Raw genomic sequence first — 23,062 nt, forward strand, 5'->3', positions numbered from 1 at the left:
AACCACGCGATCCGCCCTGCACAGCGTGACCGCTCCGGGCAAAACCTGCCGAAATCCAACCCCCCATTCAGTCGTGATCACAGCTGCAGGCTTGGTGAATCAACAGAGAAATTCTGGTGAGATTTTGAGTGAAAATAGGCGGCTATTGACGATTCTTCAGGACGGATCGCTCCTGCACCGCAAATTGAATTCCTCGACGGCGTATCGACCGGCATAAAAATCTGGTAAAAAAATGGTAATTGAGCACACGGATACACGCGGTCGGTCAAGGCCTCGAACGGAGCCTAAGACGTCACAACGAGGGGGATTCAGCGTCAGAATGCCTTAATCTGTTAGAGCGCGAGGTCGGGAGTCGTGTCCGCCGGTGCAGCGACAAATGGATCAGCCGGCAACAACAAAGCCCTTCAAATTTGAGACCCCTTGATGAAAAATATCATCTCCTTAATTCTCGGCGGTGGCCGTGGTACGCGACTGTTTCCTCTGACCAAATATCGCTCCAAACCGGCGGTCCCCTTCGCTGCGAAATATCGCCTGATCGATATTCCGATCTCCAATTGCCTCAACAGCGGTTTGAATCAGGTTTATATCCTCACGCAATTCCTCAGCGTGAGTCTGCACCGCCATATCACCTCGACCTACAAATTCGATACGTTCGCCGCTGGTTTTGTCGAAGCGCTGGCCGCGCAGCAAACCTTAGATAGCACTGATTGGTATCAAGGAACCGCCGACGCTGTCCGGCAAAACCTGCGATATATCCAACAGCGGGGGATCGAATATGTGCTCATTCTCTCCGGCGATCAGTTGTACCGCATGGATTACCGCGACATGTTCAAAACGCACATGGAGAACGATGCCGATGTGACGATTGGCACGTTGCCGGTACCGCGGGAGGATGTGAGCGGCTTTGGAGTGGTCAAGTTGGATGAAAACGGCCGCGTCGTCGAATTCGCCGAGAAACCTCAAACCGAAGAAGATATCAATCATTACCGCACGTCACCGGAATGGTTGCGCAGCCGCGGATTAGAACCGCGCGGACGCGAGCATCTCGCCAGCATGGGCATCTATCTTTTCCGCCGCGACGTCCTCGTCGACTTGCTGACGCGCTACGAACATACCGATTTCGGCAAAGAGGTCTTTCCCAGTTCGATCGCCAGCCACCACGTACAATCCCATCTGTTTGACGGGTATTGGGAAGATGTTGGAACGATTCGCTCCTTCATGAAAGCCAACTTGGATCTCGTTTCCGAAAACCCGCCCATGGCGCTGGACACCGAAGAATTCCGCATTTATACCCGGCCGCGGTACCTGCCCCCCACACGAATGGCGGGCGCAATGGTCAAAGACAGCTTGATTGCCGACGGATGCACGATCGGCGCGGGGACAGTCATCGAAAATTCCGTCGTCGGCGTTCGTTGCCGTATCGGACGGGATGTGACAATCCGCGATTCCGTAATCATCGGTGCGGACTACTATGAATCTGACGAAGAATTGCAGCATAAATCGTCGTCCACTCCCGCTGTCGGGATCGGCGAACGAAGCGTCATTCAAGGGGCGATCATCGACAAAAACTGCCGCATCGGCAGCGACGTCCGCATTATCAACGACTCCGCCACTCAACAAAAAGAGTGCGACAATGTCACGATCTGCGACGGCATCGTCGTCTGTGCGAAAGACTCCGTCCTGGCTGACGGCTGGAAACTAGAGCCGTAGCAGGAACACGATTTTGCGTTTCGCCACTAAAAAGTCTACGACGTTGTCGTGCGCCGGAATTCTCTCGGCTAGTCCTGCTCTTCCGTGGCCGCCGTTGCTTCAACCCGTGGTTGTCCCAGGCTTTGCAGATACCGGTACAAATCCGCCAATTCCTCCGGCTGCAAATCCTTAAGCAGCCCCGCAGGCATCAGCGAGGTATTCACCAGACGTTGCGATTCGATATCCGTCGCTTCGATCCGATACGTCTGATTCAGACCGTTCCGCAGCGTGACGCCATCCACGGAATGGTAGACGACCAATCCGGTGAAGAGTTTGCCGGACTTAGTCTCCACCACAGTCGTCTGATAGCGGGACGACACGTCACGATTGGGTTGTGCGATCGCCACAAACAAGTCGTCGCGGGAAAAACGCCGCGCCACACCTGCCAAGTCGGGACCAACCGATTTAGCTCCGCTGTGGCATTGGCTGCAGGAACGTGCTTTAAAAATCTCGGCACCGCGGGTGGCATCCCCCGCCTCCCAATCCACCGCCGCTAGACGCTGGCGAAGTTGCTCCGCATCTTCTTCGTTGCCGCCGGTCAATTCGGCAGCGCGATCGGGAAAGGTATTGGCCGCCCATTGCGTCCATTGATCGATCACCTCCTGTTGAGGGATCGCACCGCTATCACCAAATGCAAAACCAAAGTCCTGCTTGGTATCACGCCGCAGCAACCGGATCGCTCGTTCTCGCAGACGATAGTCCTGCTTCGTCCCCTGCAAGCGTCGCAGCACTCGCACCAAGGGGACCACTTCATCGGCTGAGAGATCCGCCGGCAATTGCCCCAAGGCGGCCAGCGACGAACTGATCACCTCAAATTGCGGTGACTCCAATCCGATCAGAAACTTCGAACGATCTTCGGCCTGTGGATCTTGCGACAAGGCGATCGTCACCGCTTCGCTGAGCGACATCTGTTCGTACAACTCCCGCAGGTAACTCCGCGTTTCATCGTTCATCACATTCGCAATGGCAAAGACGACATCGTTGTTCCAGGCATAATTCTCATCCGCTTTGACAGCTTGCAACAACCGCTCGACCGCCCGCGGAATTTCCTTTTTGCTCAGACCATTCATGAACACCATGTGTCCCGGATGCCCAAATTTTTCCTGCTCGATCAACACCGCCGGCAATTCCGTATCGAGTTCCACCAATTGCAGATACATCTCGCGAATCCGATCGGTCCAGTTTGTATCTTCCTTCCAATCGCGTGCGGTCATCTTGGGTTCAATCTCCACCAGCGCCTTGGCAATGGCCGCCCGCTGCGTGGAGTTTCGCGCGACCGGAATCCGGCCGGCGATGAGCAAATGATGAATATCATCCGTCGGGCTCGATTCGTCCGTAATCTGGGCGAGCACTTTGTTGAGCACGTCGGGATTGTAAGAAGTCAAAACAGCAATCAAGCGGCCCAACTCGTGGTCCAGCACTTTGTCTCCCGTGGGAAACAGATCGGCCAACACCGTGCGGGCATCGTCGAGTTGACGTTCCAGCGGCTCGATATCCTCAGCAGCGGTATAACCCGACATCGCTGCCGGCACGCCGCGACGTTGCGCCAATCCTCCCAAACCGAGTTGCATCAGCCGTGTCGCGCGGATTTTTAATTCAGCAGGATGATCGCCTTTGAGCGCCAACTGAGCCGCCCGAACCGCATAGAGACTAATCCGAGTTTGCGCGGGATCGCGGCGAAACAAAAAGCCGGCCGTGTTAGAAATAATGCCCGACCAACCCAATTGCGGGACCGCTTTTCCCAGCGCGCGAAATGTGGCGTCGTCCAACTCACCCACAGCCCGCATTGCCGCGTGCCGTACAAACCGATCCCGGTCCACCAGCGATAACGACATCGCCGGCAACAGTTCCCCGGAGTTCGCAGCACCGGCTCCGCTGGCAAACGACTCCACCGCAAACCGCCGCACGGTGGCGTCGGGATCGATCAAGTAGACCTGCAGTACCTCCGCATCCAATTCCGCATCCGGCTTGCGACCCAACGACCAAGCCACGGCAGCGCGGACCGCGGGCGACGCAGTCGTCGCAGCCTCGCTCGCCAATTCCCCGGAAATTCCGGTGTAGACTTCCGTCAAAATCTGCACCGCGCGAATCCGCTGCGCGTCGGACAACTGCGTGTCGAGCACCGCTTTCTCAAACGGTCCCACCCCCAATTTCTCCGCCACCGGCATCCACGCCTTGCGCGACCAACTGCTCAGTGGCTGCGGCGCATCCAAACAGGTCAGCAGTTCCTTTTGATCCGCAGTGGCTTCTTGGTCCGCAGCGACTTCGTCGCTTGGCTCTGCCGTGGTCTCCGCATCAGGTTGAGCATCACCTTCCGCCGTCGCTGTCTCCGGTTTCGGTTCGTCGCCGTCATATTGAATCCGATAAACCCCGCCCCGCGTCCCTCGTCCACCCACGCTGACGTACAGACTGCCGTCGGGGCCCACTTCGATATCAGTCGGCGCGAAACCAAATTCTCCTTTACCCGTAATAAACTCCACCGGCTCGCTGGAATAGGTCGAGCCTTCAGGCGCTAGCGGCATGGCGATCACCCGTCCGAAGGTCCAATCCTCGACGAACAACGCACCGCGATACTGTTCCGGGAACTGCGTGTGGCGATAAGAGACCACACCCGAGGGCGAACCCCGGCCGAATGCTCCCACCACGGGCGGCATGTCCAGAAAATAATCGGGAAATTTCCAATTCCGGCTGACCCAACCCGCATCGCCTCCCGGCACAACATGAAAGACCCGCGTCGGCCGATACCAAGGGAGCGAAACCTCGCGTTCGCCGTCGCTGTCGAAGGTGAACAGATCTCCAGCTTCGTTGAAGTCAAAGTCATAAGCATTGCGAAAACCATCGGCGAACACCTCGCCGCCCGTCAGATTTGGCTTGAGTCGCATCACCACACCCGCCCGTGGATGTTTCACCGGCGAACGGGGTAACGTCACATATTCGTCGTTCACTCCGCTCATATTGCCGGCAATCAGATACCACCAACCATCGGGGCCTTTGCGAATCGCGTGCGGACCGTGTTCGCCGCCGACTTCCGTCTTCAAAAACCGATCCGGCGGTCCGTCGGCGACTCCGTCAGCATCTCGATCGCGATAACGCAATAAGCCTTTCGCATCGACGCACAACAAATCATCGCCATGAAAATACATCCCCTGCGCGCCACTCTCGGGACCGTCAACAAACTGCTGAGCTTCATCCGCTCGGCCGTCCCCGTCACTGTCGATCAACCGTTTGACATACCCGCGTCCCGAAACGACCAACCGCCCCTGCGAATCGAACGTCATCGAGAACACATCGTGCGCCAAATCGTCATCGGCAAACAGCGTGGCCGTAAACCCTTCAGGAACCGTCAACGAAACCGGTTCGTCGGCCGGTAATGCAGCGGGCAGGAAAGCAGTAACGGCGAGAAAAAGCAAATGGCATCGCGAGGCAAGTCTCGGCATGGATCGGCGATCTACGAAGCATGAATTAGGAAGAGCACCGCACACGTTTCGGCGGTGGAGGGCACAACAGAATGAAGAGACCGGCAACGGCCGCACCATTCAATGCCCCGCATCTTACTCGCAGACCCCATTTTCAAGCAATGCGGCCTTTTTTGGGGGGTGGCAGTAGGCGGTAGGCGGGACAAATTGGGGTGGTTGACTTGGTTTGAGTTCTTATTCCGCTGGATTTACTGGTGAGTCCTGACCAGGAATGTCACGTTAGGAGAGCACTGCTTTGCGGATTGTTTTCACCAATTGTGGTTTTAAGCCCTCTTCTCGTCGAATCGATAGAAAGGAATTGATGACGTTGATGATTGACGATTGCTCCAACATTTCCTCATCCAGGAAGTTATTACCGTGAAGCCATGTTGCGACTTCTCCCCAACTCCACAGCTTCTGGCCCGATTTTGTGTCGCTCATGGGAGGCGGAAAATCCCCCGGGCCGCGTTGGCCCGAGACATATTGGTGCACCATTTGGCGGGAAACGGATAGACGGCGGGCGATGTCCGATTGCGTGACTTGGTCAGCCTCATCAATCCGCCACACTTGGTATCCCCCCCGATGCACGTCAGCGATGGCCGACAGCACGCCTTCAAGAAACGAATCCGCTTCTCGATCGAAGGCGATGAAGACACGACCGCAACTTGAGCCGCACGTCCCATCATCGCAGCCCGCCTCAAACATCGCATTGGCAAATTCGTCCGTGGACTCGGTCATGCCATCAATGAACAACGTGAATTCGTAGGTTTTCAAAAATCCCCCTTTAGTGCGGGCAACGGTCAACAGCTCGCATCAGTCGTCGCGCATGGTTCTGTGCATTGCGCGGTGTTGAGTAAATGTTTTCGATGCAGCCGCCTCGTTCATTGTGCGGGCAAAACATTCTCCCCCATGTATGCCCGTGCGACATCACAATCATCCAACCGTTTCGTTCCGCGTACTGGACGGCTTCTTCAATGTGCTGACTGGGATGTCGCGGTCGGCTCATGTGTATTTTGAATTGTATTGCCTGCTTGACGTTTGTCAATCTGATTGTCGCGAGGTACGCACCCAAAGGCAGTTTCACGCATATATAACGCTAGCCACAATCAAAACCACCGCGATACAAAAGCCCGCGGCGATGGCTTGTCCGATGGGAGTGCGGAAAAACGATTGGATGCCGACGGTGAGCGACCGTTGGGACGTGAACTCGAAACGATATCCCTGTTCGACGACGACATCATCGAGAACTTCGACCTCCGCCAATGTATCCGACAACAGTTTGTCCTGATCCTCAAGCCGGACAGTAGTGATGTCGGCTAAACTGACCGGGTCGCTAAGCTGCCACGTCAATCCGTCTGCCGCAGAGGTGTCCGGTTTACTGCCCAACCTCACCTGATCGCCTCGATTGAGAAGCAAGATCAACCGGTAATCCGGCAAAGCTTCCTTTTGCTTGAAGAACGGCAACTCATGGTCGCGCGGTTCAGCTGCCGGGTCGAGAGCGGTCACCGTGATCGACGTCAAACCAGTGCTGCGTATTGCTGCCAGGATCACACACAATGACACGCTGATGACAATCACACCGACGGCTCCCCAACCGGCAATTCGCCAAGGGGAAGTATTTGGCGGGATGGCAGCATCGGAATTCGGTTCAGCCTGAGTCGCCGTCATGGGGTTTCCTTTGGTTTCATTTAGTTCACGGCAGACAGGAGCTTGCCTACGGTCAAGTTTTTCTACTGATCGAACGATTGCACGATATGCATTTTTAACGCACCACCTGTTTGGAACCATCATACGTAATCGCTTTATTTCGGTCGGCAACCATTTCCCAATCCATCCGGTGCGGTGGTTCCAGATAGTGTTGGTAAGCGACCGCCATCTGGCGTGCGACCTCCAAATACGGGACTCCTCCAAAGCCCGCGCCCATGGCCGGGAACACAACAGTGTTGATCTTTTCGTCGCTAGAGGCATTGTGTCGGTATACCGTCAACAATGATGCCCACGTTGCCGCATAAACTTTGTCGGTGTTTTGAATCGATCCAGGCACCCGCATTGTTGGTGCGTGTGCTATGAACGGATAACCCACTTTTCCGGTCGGCTCGATCATCGCCGTGCCGATCGGCTGTTCGCCTAAATACTCGTCCAGGATTCGATTCTGGATTCGTTGCATTAAATTTTCACCGTGGAACCGAACGACCGCTGCGTCGATACCAGCGTTCATGATTCCAAAAGAATTGGCAGCCGTCACGAAGCAATCATGAGGCGGTAGATCCTCAAACCATGTCTCAATCACCGTCACGCAAGGTAAGTCCGCAAACCGCGTACGAAATGCATCGCACATTTCCGCTTCCGGGTGAATTAGCCAAATGTCGATGGGTAAAGGCATGCTTCAGGGATTTCGTTGAGAGGCGTGTGGAAATTTTCTGTGTGTTGGAATTATTCGTCACTATATTAGACGTTACCTGCTTAAACTCGGTTCGTAGCAGACATGAGCCTTGTCCTTCGGAATTTCGTGCGCAGAACGCGACATCCTACCCCCTCCACCCCACCAAGTCACGAAATTTCCATCACCCCACCACCCGCGGTCGCAATTCCCCGTCCTAGCCACCATCGCCACCCCGGCAGCGTATACACTGCCAAACTCGCCGCACACAGCCATTTCCGCTGCCAAGTTGCTTTTCTTCGGCCGCTGGATTTGCTAAGCATGGACCAACAGGAATCGGCGAAAGACCGCGGGGGACGCGGCTGGATGCCTTGACGTCCGTAGACATCGCTAGGAGTGAACGCTTCGTGTCCGGGAAGCTATCGCAGACAATCGAACCACTGAAACTGGCCAACAATCCCCGCAATCGGCGTGGCGCCTGGACTTGGCGCTGGATGGCCCTGTTGCTGTTCGCCGCTCTGATAATTTCCGGCGGCCGGCTCAATTCCGCCTGGGCGCAGGCAACCGCTACAGACCATCCCCCAGCTGCCGGGGAACAAGCAGCGGGCGACGCCGCCCATGCAGAAGGCGCTGCGGAAGACCACGAAGAAGGTCACGAAGAAGGCCACAGCGGGGGGCACTCCGATCCGGTCGCGCCGCTATTGGCCGGAATCTGCATCATCCTGTTTTTGGCCAAAGTCGGCGGGGATCTCGCCGAACGGGCCAAAATGCCGGCCGTCCTGGGCGAATTGCTCGTCGGCGTACTGATGGGAAATTTCTTGCTACTGACCGGCTCTGACGTCCTGGAATTCCTCAAACCACCCAACGGCGAACTATTGATGGGGGAATTGGTATTTGGGCCCCAGGAAAAAATCGGCGAGTTTGTCTCAAAGCGGATGGAACCCGGCGCGACGCTCGACATGCTGGCCCGCGTTGGCGTGATTCTGTTGTTGTTCGAAGTCGGTCTTGAAACCAGCGTGAAGCAGATGCTTTCCGTCGGCAAATCGTCATTGTTCGTCGCCGTGCTGGGTGTGATCGCCCCCTTCGCGTTGGGATACATCGTTTCCAGAATGATCATCCCCGACGCCGGTAGCAACGCTCACTTATTTATTGGCGCCACATTGTGCGCCACCAGCGTGGGCATCACCGCCCGCGTGCTCAAGGACTTAGGGAAGCATCAAGATAAAGAAGGCCAGATCATTCTCGGCGCTGCCGTGATTGACGACGTGCTCGGATTAGTGATTTTGGCAGTTGTGACCGGAATCATCGAACATGGCAGCGTTGATCCGACCGCGCTTGGCAAAACCATCGGCCTGACGATGGCGTTTCTGGGGGGAGCTGTGCTGTTGGGGACCATGTTGATCACCCGCCCGCTCTTCAAATTCGCCAGTGTTCTCCGGGGGCACGGGCTGCTTGTGGCGACGGCGTTGGTAATCTGCTTCGGATTCTCGTGGCTGGCGAACGTGGTTGGTCTGGCTCCGATCGTCGGGGCTTTTGCGGCTGGGTTAATTCTAGAACGGGCGCATTACAAAGAGCTTGGCCAGAAGGAACACTTCGAACTCGAAGAAGCTTTGGAACCACTGACCGCTTTGCTTGTCCCCATTTTCTTCGTGCAAATGGGCATCCAGGTCGATTTACGAAGCTTTGCCAACACCGATGTCCTGACCTTGGCAGCCGGTATTACCATTGTGGCGATCATCGGCAAACAGGTCTGTTCATTCGGCGTGCTTGAAAAAGGGCTGAATCGTCCCGCTGTTGGTTTGGGAATGATTCCCCGCGGCGAAGTCGGTCTGATCTTCGCCTCCATCGGCCGCGGCCTCAAAGCCCCCGGTACCGGCGAAGCGATCATCGACGACGGCACGTACTCTGCCGTGGTGGTGATGGTGATGGTCACCACCATGATCACCCCACCCGCGCTCAAATGGCAATTGACCCGCAAACAGAGCGCGCCGCCGCCTCCCCCGGAAGAGGTGTGAGGCTTGAGCGGTGAGGCGTGAGGGAGTAGGGTTGAACGTAATGACCGTCCGGCCCCCAACATCTGGCCACCGGCCACTCACCACCGGCCACTCTATTAAAACATGTCCGACGACCGCGAAGCCCGTTTGGCGCAACTGATTGATGAGCTATTGCTGCGCACGCGCGATGGCGAACAGATTGACATCGAACAGGCTGCCGTAAAGCATCCGGATCTGGCCGAGGAGTTGCGCGAACTCTGGACGACCGCCATGATTGCCGATGACCTGGGCTCCGTCGCCGCAGCTTTGCTCGAAGCGGACCTCTCGCTGACGGTCGATAGTCCCGAGAACGGCAACAATCCATCGACTCTCCCGATGCAAATCGGCAAGACGGTCGGTGATTACGAATTGTTATCCGAATTGGGTCGCGGCGGAATGGGGGTCGTTTATAAGGCCCGGCAAAACAGCTTAGGCCGAACTGTTGCCTTGAAGATGATTCTCCGCGGCGACATGGCCTCCGACATCGACTTGGCGCGGTTTCGCGGCGAAGCTGAAGCTGCGGCGCGGCTTGATCATCCGCACATTGTTCCGCTATTAGAAGTCGGCGAACACGAGGGTCGGCCCTACTTCAGCATGAAGTACATCCCGGGCGAAACGCTGTCGCAACGCCTGATTGCCGGGCCGCTCTCCTCAAAAGCAGCGGCGGAATTGTTGCTCCCCGTCTGCCGCGCCATCGCTGCTGCCCATGCGGGCGGAGTGCTGCATCGCGATTTAAAACCGGCGAATATCCTCATCGATACCGAGGGCCGGCCACACGTCACCGACTTCGGCTTGGCCAAGCAGATGCGCGCTGCCGAGGACCCGAGGACGATGGCGCAAAGTCTCACCCACAGCGGCGCGATTGTTGGCAGTCCCAGTTACATGGCCCCCGAACAGGCCGCCGGGAATCGCGGAGACATCGGTCCAGCAGGCGACGTCTATAGCCTGGGCGCGGTGCTGTATCACATGCTCACCGGTCGTCCGCCGTTTCAAGCAGCTACGCCCGTCGATACGTTGTTGTTGGTCCTCGAACAAGACCCATTGCCGCCCCGTGTCTTGAATCCGGCAGTCGATCCCGACTTGGAATTGATCGCGCTCAAATGTCTGCAAAAGCCGATTGACCTGCGTTACTCAACGGCCGACGAATTGGCTGATGACCTCCAGGCGTACCTACGTCACGAACCGATCTCCGCTCGCTCCTCGCACATCACGCAAATCGTCGGCCGCTTATTTCGCGAAACACATCATGCGTCGGTGCTGGAAAACTGGGGCGTGCTGTGGATGTGGCACAGCTTGGTGCTGTTGGTGCTCTGCCTGCTCACCAATTGGATGCAACTGAGCGGTATCGAATCGCGGTTGCCCTATTTAGCGGCTTGGGTGTTTGGATTGGGGACCTGGGCGGCCGTCTTTTGGAATCTCCGCCGCCGCTCCGGACCGATCACGTTTGTCGAACGCCAAGTCGCCCACGTCTGGGGCTCAAGCATGGTCGCCAGCACGCTGCTGTATCTGGTGGAATATTTAATGGGGCTCACGGTGCTGGAACTCTCGCCGGTGTTGGGCCTGATCACCGGCATGGTCTTCGCCGTCAAAGCGGGAATCCTCTCCGGCCGCTTCTATGTCCAATCCGCCGCGCTGTTCGCCACGGCAGCAGTGATGGCACAGTTCCCGACCTACAGCATCTCAATTTTCGGCGTGGTCTCGGCGGCCTGTTTCTTCTTCCCGGGGTGGGAGTATTACCACCGGTATCGCGGGAGGTGATATTCGGTAGGTCATGCTGTGCATGACGAAACTCTTTGCGGGTTGCCGCCATTAGAAAAGTCAGCAGTCGCACCGAGCGTCTTGGAAACCGCGTCCTCCCCTCCTAACCGCTATAACCGTTAAAGTCAAGCATCGCTAAGTGTCGAGACTGAAAGAGACGTCCTCTCCACTTCAGCGCGATTTGCCTCGCTGCATCTCAAAAACCTTCAAATCAGTAACTGCGCAATGCCGTGCATCCGCCGGACTACGTCTTTCATTCTGCGAACAATGCTGCTTGCCGGAGTGTTGTTGGGTTTATGCGCGTATGCGCAAGGTGACGATCAATCTCAAAAGTCCGAGCGTGATACGGTCTTGGAACTCTCGGAACGAATTGATACGGCGGAATCGGAATTGCGCGGGCTGAGGCGACGACTCGAGGAATTGGGGGCGCCGCAATCGGTTGAGGCCGCTGGCGAGGCGGGCGTTGTTCAAATTGGGGAAGCGGCTTTCCCGGAAGAAGAACCCGCGCTGCAAACGAACTTCGTTCGGCGTTCCTGGCAACAGGGATCTTCGTTCATGGATTCGCTTCAAGTTGTCGACGGAGAAAACCTGGATCCGCGCTTCACCAACCAGCAATTCGAGGGGGAAGTCACCTTTGATAGTCGCGGAGCGCGGTTCTATCGCTCTCCTGATTTTGATAAAGGAATCATCATCGAAGGCGAAGGCGCCGCGATGAAGATTGGCGGATTTGTCAAAGCCGACTTGATTCACGACTTTGATCCGATCGACTCGCAGGACACCTTTAACCCAGCCACAATTCCCATCGGAGCAGCCCCGCGACAAAACACGCACTTTCAAGCCAATACGTCGCGACTCAGTTTTGATACGCGGTGGCCGACCGAATACGGGACGGCACGAGCTTATATCGAAGGGGACTTTTTCAGCGAAGGAAATCGCTTCCGCCTCCGCCATGCCTTCGGCGAGATGGGCAAGATCATTGTCGGCCAAACCTGGACGACGTTTACCGACATGCGGTCATTGCCACAGACACTCGATTTCGAAGGTCCGGTCTCAGGAATCTCACGTAGACAGGCACAGATTCGCTGGACGGAATCGATTTTTATCGAAGAGCTCACGTGGGCCACAGCGCTGGAAAATCCGCAAGTTATTTTTGAACTGCCGGAAATGGTGCAAGGCGAACCGCGGACCGAGTCGCCGGATCTGGTTTCTCATTTGCGGTACACCACCGATAATGTGCAACTGCAAGCAGCCGGTGTCGCTCGCCAGCTTGGCTTTCAACCGACCGGCCAACGCGTGAAATCGGAAACAGCCTGGGGGTTCAACTTCACCGGTTATATCCAACCGACGGAAAGCGATGCTGCCTATTATCAAATCTTGTTCGGCGACGGCATCGGAAGTTATCGCGGCCTTCCCGATGTCGCCCCGACCGGTCCCACATCCGCCTTTTTGTTGCCCACGTTTGGTTGGCTGGTGGGCTACAAACACAATTGGACCGAGGAGCTGATGTCGAACTTCATCTACAGCCAAAGTCGCTTGTACCCCTCCGACTTCCAGTCACCCGATTCCTTGCGCGAGACGACGTATCTGGCCGTGAATGTGATTTGGAATCCGACGGAGCGGTTTTTTATGGGCGTCGAATACCTCTATGGAACCCGTGAAGACGTTGATGGAGGGCGGGGAGAGGCGAATCGCATCCAATCGAGTTTCGGGTTTTATTTGCCATAAGTAGTCCAATTCTTCTTCTCAGATCTGGACTCCTGCAGAAGACTGAATTCCCAAGATCGGGTCAATGCGCGACCGAAAGCTTGTCCGTTGTTCCAGCACGGCGTCATTGCACCGCTTGATCCGCGCGCCATGTATTTTATGGCAATCGCTCATCGGTTGGGGTACGATCGCTTCCGACAAGCATCGTCGACGGCAGGATTGCGTCGATTCCGATCGAGCGCATGCTAGATATGTCTTTCTGGACAAATCCCCAAATGGACAAACCCGAAATGGATAACGATGAAACGGAACGTTGGTATCGGGCAAGACTCGAAACCGACCCCGACGACGCTCAGACAATCCGCCTATTTGCGATTTTCATGCAATATACGCGGAAGGACCTTGACGAGGCAGAACGACTCTACCGGAGAGCCTTCGACGTTTCACCCACTGATGTCAAAATCATCGGGAGCCTTGCACGATTTCTTTCTTCGGTGCGAAATGAGTACAACGAAGCTGAACGTCTCTATCGGACCGGTCTCGAATTTGCCCCTGATGACGCCAGACTTAATAGCGGCTTGGCATTCCTTTTGGAACGTGCCCGGAAGGACTACGACGCCGCTGAGCATCTCTACCAGCGGTCGATCGAACTCGCTCCCAACAATAGCATGTACCAGTTCCGATTCGCTGAATTCCTCCATCATGTGCGCAAGGATTACACCGCGGCGGAATCATTCTACCGTAAAGCTGTCTCTCTCCGTCCCGACGACGAATATCTCAACGGCCAACTCGCGGGATTTTTATATCATGTGCGGAAAGACCTTCAGGATGCGGGGCTGTTCTATCGCGCGGCACTGGAACTCGACCCCAACAATCCTAACACCATCGACGACTATGCCTCGGCCCTCCTCGAAAATGGGCAGGTCACCGAGGCGGCGGCGATTGTCGATCGCGCTTGCGAGATAAACCAACAAGCCAATTCTCAAGCGGGAGCGATCGCCGTTCTGTATCAGTCGCTGATTCGTCGGTTGAGCCAAGAGGACGATCAAGCCTCGTTGGGAACTCTAAAGTCGCTCTTGGCAGTTGGCTTCACTCGTTATTCCGGTGAGCTGGAAAGTCACCTCACCTCCCTTACTACCAAGCTGTGTCCGCAAGACCAAACTCTGTACGAGACTCTCGGGGCAGCAATTCTTGACGAACAAAAAGTGGGCGATCTGGAGACCACCGAACGCTGGCAACAAATCCAATCACTGCCACCGAATTCGCCAACCTCGTAGGTCATGCTGTACATGACGAAACGAAGTGAGACCCTCTACTGACTATCAATCAGGTAGCTGCTCGACTTGCCGAGCAGTTAGAATTTAAAATCCAAATCGTCCGCTCCGCTTTCCGGGACGGTGACTTCGAGCGTCGATGTCTTCTCTGTCGCAAATTCAGCCGGAAGGATCTCGGTGGCTACCTTATAGTAGCTGGGCTCTTCTTCCGTATGGTGCTTGGTTTTTTTCTGGACATACTCACTTTTACGGACAGTCACAACGTGTTTGCCGGCAACGGCGCCGTCGTTGTCTTCATAGGTCGTGACGTAATACCGCCCATCCTCATCCGTCATGCCTTGAGCGGAGATGCTCTTTCTGACCGAGTGGAATATCACGGTGGCCCCTTCAACCGGCTGGCCGTCGAGTGTGACGACTCCCGAAGCGGGATAGACCGTTTCACGGGCTTCGACCCATTCATCCGTTCCACTACCACAACCAGCTAAGAAGAGTAGTGCACCGACGACAATCAATTGGAATTTTTGAATTCGTTTCATCATGATTCCTCAAACAAAAAGGGTGCCGTGTCGCGAAGCAATACGGCACCCACTATTTTAAACAAACCCATCCATTTTCGTTTAGAATTCTTGCGTTACTTCTCCGCCTTGCATCGTTCCCAATGCACCCCAGACGCCATACGGGCTGATCCCGGAGGTGACTTCAAGGGCACCTTGGTCGCCGGTGTCGATGTTTTCGTTGATGAAACGCACCGAGCCATCGGCCAAACAGGTGAATACGCCGCCGGTATGGCGACTTGACGGTGGAAACATTCCACCCGCCCAGTGGCTATCGGCTTCCTGGCAGGAAGGACCGTTCGGAGGCAGCATCGTATTAAACCGCGTAAAGATCGAAGCTCCATCATTCCAACGCGCGCCCCGGTAACCATCGTCAGTATTGATCGGGACCGCCGGTAGGAATTCACCATCGACAAATTGCGCCCGACAGTTGGCGGGCGTGTCCGTGGGGGCGCCGCCAATGTCCGCCACACGTCCCAAATCCCGGTCACCAAGAGGTGTCGCATGTTCGGACATCATGAGTGTGTTCGACGTGCCGTCGACGACGTCGCGGATTTGATTGAAGGATTGCTTGGAGAAGATTCCCCGCGCATTCGTGCAGTCACGACCATCCGACAGTTCATCAAATGAACACATCAGTTCGGATCCGTCACCCGAGCAGAAGTTGTAATTGGTCATCGCTTCACCGCCCGATCCGCCATTGAGCCGGTTTCCGTCCGAAGGACATTTCAATGCGGCAATCTGGTTGGCCCAATAAGCGGCGCCGCTCCAAGGTGCGGATGGTGCCGCTGTGTAGGCGTTGTGCAGGTTGGCTTGATCATAGTAGGGCATCAAGTCCACAAAGGCACTAATGCGGTGCCGTCCGGTCGTTGCGGTCGGGCAATCACTCGATGACCGGCAACCCGATCCCGTAGTCCCCCCTGGGAATCGCCTGTAAACGTCGTGATAGTTGTGGATCGCCAGTCCAAACTGCTTGAGGTTATTTCGGCACGTCGTTCGGCGAGCTGCCTCCCGCGCCTGTTGGACCGCCGGGAGCAACAAGGCAATCAAAATAGCAATGATGGCGATGACCACCAAGAGCTCGATCAGTGTAAAACCACGTTTCCGATTGCGCACGCTTACCATAGGGAACCTCCGGATTTCTTGAAAAGAAAACTCAGATAGAGAATAACGAGTCGCGTCTCGAAGGCTTGACCGACAAGGTGTCTACAGTTAGCGAATCAGGGAGCGACTCCGAACCTGCAACCTATTCGGTCTCTGGCCAAAGATCAACAAAAACTCACTATTTTCTGCAGGATTAACACTTCATTAACCAAGCAGTTGGCGTGCTTCATGCCGGTTACGCAAGGCAAGGGCGTAGGCCATGCTGTGCATGACGAAACGACATTGGACGTCCTGGGCACATGCGCCAGGCGGCTGACTGGTTTGCTCTTATACGCGCCGCTCGTTCCAATTCCGTGCGCACTTGCAGCGAAGTTGAGTTTGGGGATGAGGGGAAATGAAGTCGTTATTGATTCGGCTTCGATGCTGGTTTTTGTTTGATCTTGGCTGCTTTTGCCGTAAAATCGAACACGGCGTTGATCTGAAAACCGGATTGCAGCAAATACGTTTCCAAGTCAGGCATTCCGGGATGCGATTGCAACCTGTACTTGTATTTGTCCGTCCCCACCGGGATCACCGAGTTGAACTTCCAAAACGACTTCTCGAACCAGTGGTCAAGTTCCTCCTCATTCCGCCGTCCGTCACGCCACCCGATGTCAAACATTCGCAACCTGAACTCCACACGCCAATTCGGATCGAGCTTGACGTCATCGACAAAACAGGTTTCCGCGGCCGGTAGATCGCTCCCCGACTCATTCCACAAATAGTATGTGCCGACAAACCTGTCACCCTCATAAAAATCAAGACAATACTGTTTGATGATGTTATCAGTCTCGATGTTTTTGACGCGGTGAGCTGTACGATAATCGATCCTGAAGAATGGACGGTCCCCCTGCATCCACATCGAAAAGTCCCCTTTGATAGCTTTTCTAGTGGGTGACCTGTCCGTCTCGGCGGCTTTGGAAATACCAATGAAAATTGAAACCATGGAAATGCCGATTAGAAACGAACGCATTGAATTTCTCGCAATTTGGTATTCAAAAGGTATCCGTCCCGTAGGTCGTGCTGTGCATGACGATATTCTGTTAGTGATCCATTGGCACCATGAAAAATAGCGGCTGCATGATTAACGCTGCTACTCAGTTTCGCTTTGTGGTTTAGAAAGCTGTACGTCCCCAAACGTGATGAAAACGTACGAACTTCCGGTGGGGCCGCGATAGACGCCTTGCGATTCACACAGCTTCGCGGCCAATGCTGCCATGGTCCAGGCATCCTTTTCCGTCCCCGTCCACTTGCGGGTCGTTAATCGCTCCACATTGTTTGTTTCGCCATATTCCTTCACTTTGAGCGAATCAGCTTTCAGACTGTCCAAAATCGACGGATTGTCCCAAGCCCACAGCCAGGTATTGTCGTTGGTGCTAAACGAACCGATGATTTGAGCCGGCGCAACCGCTTCGGTGCCGTCGGCGTTGGAGAATTTGAGCATGCCTGTTTCTTGGTCGAGATTCCACCCATCAAACGTCCCCAAGCCCCAGGCTTCATTCGCTTCTGTCTTGGCGGACAATTCTTCCAAACTCGCGTCCAGAAACTCGCGGAACTCTTTCGATTCAGACGCAGACAGATTAGCGGTTTGATTCGAACCGCAACCAAGTACCGTCACCAACAATAAAATACTCACGATGCAGCAGGGGATTTGTTTGAACATTCTATTTCCAATTTTTATTTTAAATGGCGGAGATTTATTGGTTGGGATTATCAGTGGGACGCTGTTTATATTCGCCCGACTCAAGCATTTGTTTTAGACCGTAATAGAGCGGAGAAAAGAAATCAGTTTCACCAGAATCGATTCGCTTTTCGATGCTGTCGAACGGAAATGCCATGACCTCAACGCCTTTTGCTCGGATCGCAAATGAGGTGCCAAATGTATTCGTCACGCGGACCCATTCCATATCAAAATCCTGAACACATTTCTCACCGAACAAAGCACCAAGAATTTCCACAATCTGGGTGCGGGAATGCCGTTTCTCTCCCCGCTTCATCCATTCGGCAAAGGCTACGTCCATGTCCTTGACATCCGAGTCGGATGCCTCGCTCAAATAGGCGGAAATCAACTCCGGCCCCTGCCCGGCGAGGATCTTGAATTTCTTCCGCTCGTCATCGGTGACCAGACTCACCTCTTGGGGGACGGTTTCAAGTTCCGTCTTATGTGCGGTGGCGGGACCAGCTGGTGTTTGAATTGTGACCGGCTCGGGTTCACCAGCATTCTCAGAACATCCGGTCCCAGCAAGCAATACCATTAACGGCCAAATCTTTCGCATTGTGTCCTCATTCGCAAACGCTCGAGTTCAAACTGAAATACGCCATTTGCCGTCTGTCGCTTTGCGTATTCGAACCCAGGGCGCGCGTCGAGTCAAGCAGATTCCTAGACGAAACAAACTTCACCAAATCGCATTCCCTGGCGGAGCTTGCGTATCAGGGGAGAAGCGGAGCAATGTAACGGACGGTTTGACTCTCATCTCAACGATTTCACACTCGGAATCAGCGCCGCAATCTGATACCGTAGGAGCCAACGTCTTGTGGTGCTCGTTTTCCAATTGTTTATTATTCGTTCAGGAACCCCGCCTACCATGGCTGATTCGCATGCCGATGAAGTCGCTGCTATTCGCGCTCGGATTCGTGGAACTGGGTTGCGGAGCACTTCCGCGCGGATTGCCGTGTTGCAACATCTGCAAGCCGCCTCCGCACCATTGACGCATGCGGAAATCGCCACAGAACTTGTTCCACAAGGCTTCGATAAAGCGACCGTCTATCGCAACCTCATCGACCTGACCGATGCGGGGATTGTGTCGCGGTCCGAATTGGGCGATCACGTTTGGCGGTTCGAGGTCCGCGGCGAGGGAGCCGGGCACGATGGCGAACATCCGCACTTTGTCTGCGTCTCTTGCGGGTCAGTCACCTGCCTGGGCGATGTAAAAATCACGCCCACCAAGAAAAAAGAGTGGGCCGATATCGCCGACATTAGCGAAGTGCTGCTGAAAGGGCATTGCGTGAACTGCGCCTAAGGGCAGGGCGTGTTATTCGCCTGCGGCCAATTCGAGTTTGCCCTCAACGAAATCCAGCTCCACCAGTTTGCGCACAAATTCGCGAGCCAACGGCCCGGCGGCGTGGCCACCCGATCCCGCGTGTTGCAACACCACCACAAACGCAACTTGTGGTTGTTCAGCTGGTGCGTATCCGGCAAACCATGCATGGTCCGCACGATTGGCACCGACTTCGGCGGTCCCCGTTTTTCCGGCAATCGCTACGCCCGGCAAGCGGACCGTTTTATATCCCGTTCCGTGCCGTTCCTCGACGACACGCACCAGACCGGCGTGAATTTGTTCCAAGGTTTCACCCTTCAGACCCGCCACGCGTTGCGGATTTCTGACTGTCCAATCGTACTCGGATTCAGAATCGTTGCCCGCTGCATGAATCGACCCGACATGGCTGACCAGATGTGGCGTGACCAGATATCCGCCATTGGCCACGACAGCCATCAAGCGGGCAATCTGCAGCGGCGTCACCGTTAACGAGGATTGACCGATGGCCAGTCCTAAGGTGTCGGCCACTTGCCAACGTCCATTCCGTCCACTGCCCGACTTCAATGTGGGAAGATGGCCGCCCCGTTCGCCCGGCAAGTCAATCCCCGTTGGTTGCCCGAATCCCAGCCGAGCGGCCCAGTCCACAATCGGCTGCGGTCCGCTGCGTCGTGCGGCGGAGTAGAAATAAACGTTGCAAGACTGCTCCAGCGCCGCCTGTAAATCGATGTGACCATGCCCTACGCCATAATGCCGGAAGATATAGCAACGATGATGCTCCGGATCATCGAGATACCCCTGGCAAAAGAAATCTTGGTGCACACCGATCGCACCACTTTCTAGCACCGCCGCGGCTGTCAATGTTTTAAAGACCGATCCGGGGGGCAGCGTCATGCGTGTTACCCGTGGTAAAAAGGGGCTGCGCTGATCCTTCCGGGCGGCTTCAAAGACTTCCTGGTCCCCTTGAGCCAACAGGTCCAGATCAAACCGCGGCGCTGAGGCCGCTGCCAAGATGGCTCCGGAGTGCACATCCAACGCCACAATCGCGCCGCCGGCGGGAATCGGCAACTCATCCTTTTCTTCTTCGTCCGTTTGCGTGGGGCGACGATTCAATGCCGCGTCCAGCAGTTGTTCCGCATGACGTTGCAGCCGCGTGTCCAACGTCAAGTTGATGTCCGGACGCACCATCGGTTTGCGTTCAATTTCGGTGCGAATAATTTCCCCACGGTGGCTCAGATACCTCCGTCGCTGCCCCCGCAATCCATGCAACTGCCGTTCATAGACTCGCTCGATTCCTGTTTTCCCAATTCGGTCCCCCGTCCGGTAGTCCAACGGATCGGCCGAGCCGAAACGTGCTTTCCGCTCTGCCAATGCCTCGCCGCTGATCGGTTGGCGATAACCGATGACGTGTGCCGCCAATTCTCCGTGTGGATAACGTCGCCGCGTCGACTCGACCAGCTTCAGCCCGGGAAACCGTTCCGGGTGCGCTTCGATGTGCATCCCACGTTTCAGGTCGATTTCAAACAGGATCGTATGATAGTCCTGTTGTTCCCGCACAATAATCGGATCGAGACGTCCGCGATCCGGAGCTGTCGTCAACGCCTTCACAAAGGCGTTCCAGCCACGTTGCCAAGCAGATTGGCCGGATGGCTCCGACGTCGAAGCAGTCTCCGACGCCTGTTCCTCCTCAAATCGCTCAGCACGACGTTTTTCAACCAACTCAACAATCCGTTCCACACGTCGTTGGATGTCGCCTCTGCGCTGGGTGAGAACCGTTTCATCCATCCCGCTCAGCGCCGCCAATTCCTTCCACATGCGTTTTTGCTGCGCTAGGACTTCCCGCTCAGCGGCTTCCACAAGTTGCGTGTCGCGACGCTGTCCACGCGTGAGCCGTTCGCGGGCCTTCATCCGCAACCATTTGGGATCGGGAGGAGATTCCAGCCAGCGATAATACGCCGCCACTTGAAAATAGCCGACATCCTGGGCCAGAACTTGTCCATCCGCGCTGACAATCCGTGCATCCCGACTGGGCATCGATTCAACGGTTTCACGGATCGTGGCGAAGTCTTGTTGATACCCATCGGCCAAGTGAACCTGTAAATAGGCCACGCGGGCGATCACGATCGACAACAACACGAACACCCCGGCGAACAGACCCCACAATCTCCCGCGCGGATTTTCGTCAGCTGTCCAGGCGGAACTCGCCGAGGATCTCGTCGTATCAAAACTAGTGACACGATTCCGCATGATTGGTGTATTGGGTTTCCACATGGTTACCAGGGGATCGCCGGTCGACTCCACTGCCGGTCCTGCGCCTCATGCCCAGTGAGGTGTCGTGTGCCGCGGAGTAGGATGTTGTGCGCTAAAATCGAGGCTGTCGCAATCGCGAAGGTGTAGAGTGCATTGCCGGCCCACAAAACCCCCAACTGTTGAGCATGCTCGACCAACCTCCGCAACGGCCAATTGGCTGCGATCTCGATCCCACACAGCAAGACCACCGCCGCTGCGGCCGTGAGAAGAATTCGCATAGGCGAAATCGTTTTTCGTGGCTCCACACGTTGGAGTAAGAAGCCCACCAAGGTAAAGCCAATGAGGTTGATCCCCACAGGTCCCGTCCCCATCGCATCAACCGCCAGTCCCCAAACCGCGGCGCCGCAGACCGCCCATTGCGATCGCCGCCGATAAAAACAGGGCACGCACAGCGCGATCAGTAGATTGGGTGTGAACGGACCGAGAGCAATCGACGGGCTGAGCGTCGTTTGCAAAACCAGTAGAACATACGTCCCGATCACCCAAAACAGTATCTGCACGCGAATTCCTTTTCCAACTTGCGAACGTACAACAAACAATCTGTCAGTGCGTCTTTTGGCATGGAGTACCGAATACGACGGCAAGCCGTCGGTTTGGGAATTGAAGTGCGACGTCTTTGAATCTGTGTTTTATCTGTGTTCAATCTGTGGCTAATAACATCGTCATCTGAGAATCGGCTCCGCTGCGTGAGTTTATTGTGCCATCATTCGCAGCGGGTTGAGGCTTTGACGCAACACATGCACACTGCGTAGCGCATCAAGATTGCCCGCTGGTTCGATGAGGATGTCCCATTCCACCGCACCGGGTCGCAGTTCTGCTTCAATCACTCGTCCGTAAAACATGGGGTGGGGCAGGGCACCGTCTCCCTGGACGGAAAAGACCAAATCGCCCACGCTGACCAATTGCGTCGCCTCGATGGACCGCAGCCGACAATGCGCCGCTCCGTCACCTTCTAAACGCCCCGCAGCGCCCCAAAGCATGCCGCGATCTGATTTGCGCGCCAGCCGCGCTAATGCCTGATATTCCGGATCGGTGATCAGACGAATTGAACTGGTCCAACGCCCGACCGTATCAACTCGTCCAATCACGTTCCGCGCGCTATAGACATCCTGTCCGGCTTCAATCCCTGTCGTTGCACCCTGATCCAACAACGGTTGCTCGCCATCTAAAACGTACGCCAACGGATCCACGGCATCGCGATTTCCGACATCGATGGCTACCGCTTGACGCAGGTGATCGGCCGTTTTTTTGCTCAACACATTCGCACTTAACAAATTGGGGACAACCAACGGCAGACTGCCCCGCTTGGCGATAGGAATTCGCAGCTCCGCCTGCAATGTGTCGCGTTCCTGTTGCAGCGTAGCATTCTCGGCCAGCAATTTTCTTTCCCGCAATTCCGCACTGGCGAGATCTTGCCGTACCTGTTCCAACTCCGCGTATTCCTCGGCTTGGAATTGTGGAGCGGATTGCCAATCACGCACGCGCTGTTGCACGTCCACCAGAATGCGTTGTCCCGGTCTGAGCAGATCACGAAACGGACTGCGCAGCGCTGCTGCGGTCGACGCCGGTGATGCCGCCAGCACCAACCCGCCCAGGCAGAGCAGGCCCGCTGGCCAAATCGCGATATGTGAACGTTTCTGTCGCACGCCTAGAGACCGCTCCCTTTG

General features: G+C 55.6%; 18 protein-coding genes. 6 read left to right on the forward strand and 12 right to left on the reverse strand.

Features of this window, described 5'->3' with window-relative positions; all coding sequences use genetic code 11:
• The first annotated feature begins 423 nt into the window (after positions 1-423).
• Complete coding sequence (locus Mal52_RS07735; RefSeq protein ID WP_145375250.1) at positions 424-1,710, forward strand: glucose-1-phosphate adenylyltransferase; 1,287 nt, start codon at positions 424-426, stop codon at positions 1,708-1,710.
• Positions 1,711-1,778: 68 nt separating this feature from the next.
• Here the strand turns inward: Mal52_RS07735 and Mal52_RS07740 are convergent, their stop codons facing one another.
• The 4 genes from Mal52_RS07740 to Mal52_RS07760 form a co-directional block, all read right to left on the reverse strand.
• A complete protein-coding gene (locus Mal52_RS07740) occupies positions 1,779-5,186 on the reverse strand; it encodes a PVC-type heme-binding CxxCH protein (protein WP_197534737.1) in 3,408 nt (1,135 codons plus the stop codon).
• Positions 5,187-5,444: 258 nt separating this feature from the next.
• The gene (locus tag Mal52_RS07745) at positions 5,445-6,008 is read right to left on the reverse strand and encodes a helix-turn-helix domain-containing protein (RefSeq protein ID WP_145375253.1); all 564 of its coding nucleotides are present in this window, start codon (positions 6,006-6,008) and stop codon (positions 5,445-5,447) included.
• A gap of 276 nt (positions 6,009-6,284) precedes the next feature.
• A complete protein-coding gene (locus Mal52_RS07755; RefSeq protein WP_145375257.1) occupies positions 6,285-6,872 on the reverse strand; it encodes a hypothetical protein in 588 nt (195 codons plus the stop codon).
• 94 nt (positions 6,873-6,966) lie between these two features.
• A complete protein-coding gene (locus tag Mal52_RS07760) occupies positions 6,967-7,500 on the reverse strand; it encodes a macro domain-containing protein (RefSeq protein WP_231962554.1) in 534 nt (177 codons plus the stop codon).
• A gap of 491 nt (positions 7,501-7,991) precedes the next feature.
• Here Mal52_RS07760 and Mal52_RS07765 point away from each other — a divergent pair, with 491 nt between their 5' ends.
• The 4 genes from Mal52_RS07765 (at position 7,992) to Mal52_RS07780 (ending at position 14,356) form a co-directional block, all read left to right on the forward strand.
• Entirely contained in the window at positions 7,992-9,599 is a 1,608-nt protein-coding gene (locus tag Mal52_RS07765) for a cation:proton antiporter (RefSeq protein WP_145375261.1), read from the forward strand.
• 102 nt (positions 9,600-9,701) lie between these two features.
• Entirely contained in the window at positions 9,702-11,375 is a 1,674-nt protein-coding gene (locus tag Mal52_RS07770; protein ID WP_145375263.1) for a serine/threonine-protein kinase, read from the forward strand.
• 267 nt (positions 11,376-11,642) lie between these two features.
• Positions 11,643-13,100, forward strand: a complete 1,458-nt coding sequence (locus Mal52_RS07775; RefSeq protein ID WP_197534738.1) for a DcaP family trimeric outer membrane transporter — start codon at positions 11,643-11,645, stop codon at positions 13,098-13,100.
• 269 nt (positions 13,101-13,369) lie between these two features.
• Positions 13,370-14,356, forward strand: a complete 987-nt coding sequence (locus Mal52_RS07780) for a tetratricopeptide repeat protein (RefSeq protein ID WP_197534739.1) — start codon at positions 13,370-13,372, stop codon at positions 14,354-14,356.
• 77 nt (positions 14,357-14,433) lie between these two features.
• On the opposite strand, the gene Mal52_RS07785 is transcribed toward Mal52_RS07780, so the two are convergent.
• The 5 genes from Mal52_RS07785 to Mal52_RS07805 all read right to left on the reverse strand — a co-directional run bounded on the left by Mal52_RS07785 (position 14,434) and on the right by Mal52_RS07805 (position 18,326).
• Positions 14,434-14,892: a carboxypeptidase-like regulatory domain-containing protein gene (locus Mal52_RS07785; protein WP_145375269.1), complete on the reverse strand. Its 459-nt coding sequence runs from the start codon at positions 14,890-14,892 to the stop codon at positions 14,434-14,436.
• 78 nt (positions 14,893-14,970) lie between these two features.
• On the reverse strand, positions 14,971-16,032 hold the full coding sequence (locus Mal52_RS07790) for a DUF1559 domain-containing protein (RefSeq protein WP_145375271.1): 1,062 nt from the start codon (positions 16,030-16,032) through the stop codon (positions 14,971-14,973).
• Between the two features lie 382 nt (positions 16,033-16,414).
• Positions 16,415-17,023, reverse strand: coding sequence for a hypothetical protein (locus tag Mal52_RS07795; protein WP_145375273.1), 609 nt, complete (start codon positions 17,021-17,023; stop codon positions 16,415-16,417).
• A gap of 120 nt (positions 17,024-17,143) precedes the next feature.
• Complete coding sequence (locus tag Mal52_RS07800) at positions 17,144-17,713, reverse strand: DUF6882 domain-containing protein (protein ID WP_145375275.1); 570 nt, start codon at positions 17,711-17,713, stop codon at positions 17,144-17,146.
• A gap of 34 nt (positions 17,714-17,747) precedes the next feature.
• Complete coding sequence (locus Mal52_RS07805) at positions 17,748-18,326, reverse strand: DUF3806 domain-containing protein (RefSeq protein ID WP_145375277.1); 579 nt, start codon at positions 18,324-18,326, stop codon at positions 17,748-17,750.
• A gap of 309 nt (positions 18,327-18,635) precedes the next feature.
• On the opposite strand from Mal52_RS07805, the gene Mal52_RS07810 reads away from it, so the two are divergent.
• Complete coding sequence (locus tag Mal52_RS07810) at positions 18,636-19,070, forward strand: Fur family transcriptional regulator (protein WP_145375279.1); 435 nt, start codon at positions 18,636-18,638, stop codon at positions 19,068-19,070.
• Positions 19,071-19,082: 12 nt separating this feature from the next.
• Here the strand turns inward: Mal52_RS07810 and Mal52_RS07815 are convergent, their stop codons facing one another.
• The 3 genes from Mal52_RS07815 to mreC all read right to left on the reverse strand — a co-directional run bounded on the left by Mal52_RS07815 (position 19,083) and on the right by mreC (position 23,041).
• Positions 19,083-21,356 carry a penicillin-binding transpeptidase domain-containing protein gene (locus tag Mal52_RS07815; RefSeq protein WP_145375281.1) on the reverse strand — a complete coding sequence of 758 codons (2,274 nt, stop codon included), beginning with the start codon at positions 21,354-21,356 and terminating at the stop codon, positions 19,083-19,085.
• 2 nt (positions 21,357-21,358) lie between these two features.
• The gene (mreD, locus tag Mal52_RS07820) at positions 21,359-21,895 is read right to left on the reverse strand and encodes a rod shape-determining protein MreD (RefSeq protein WP_197534740.1); all 537 of its coding nucleotides are present in this window, start codon (positions 21,893-21,895) and stop codon (positions 21,359-21,361) included.
• A gap of 192 nt (positions 21,896-22,087) precedes the next feature.
• Positions 22,088-23,041, reverse strand: coding sequence for a rod shape-determining protein MreC (gene mreC, locus Mal52_RS07825; RefSeq protein WP_197534741.1), 954 nt, complete (start codon positions 23,039-23,041; stop codon positions 22,088-22,090).
• Between the last annotated feature and the right edge of the window lie 21 nt (positions 23,042-23,062).

Source organism: Symmachiella dynata, assembly GCF_007747995.1.
Taxonomy (GTDB): Bacteria; Planctomycetota; Planctomycetia; order Planctomycetales; family Planctomycetaceae; genus Symmachiella; species Symmachiella dynata.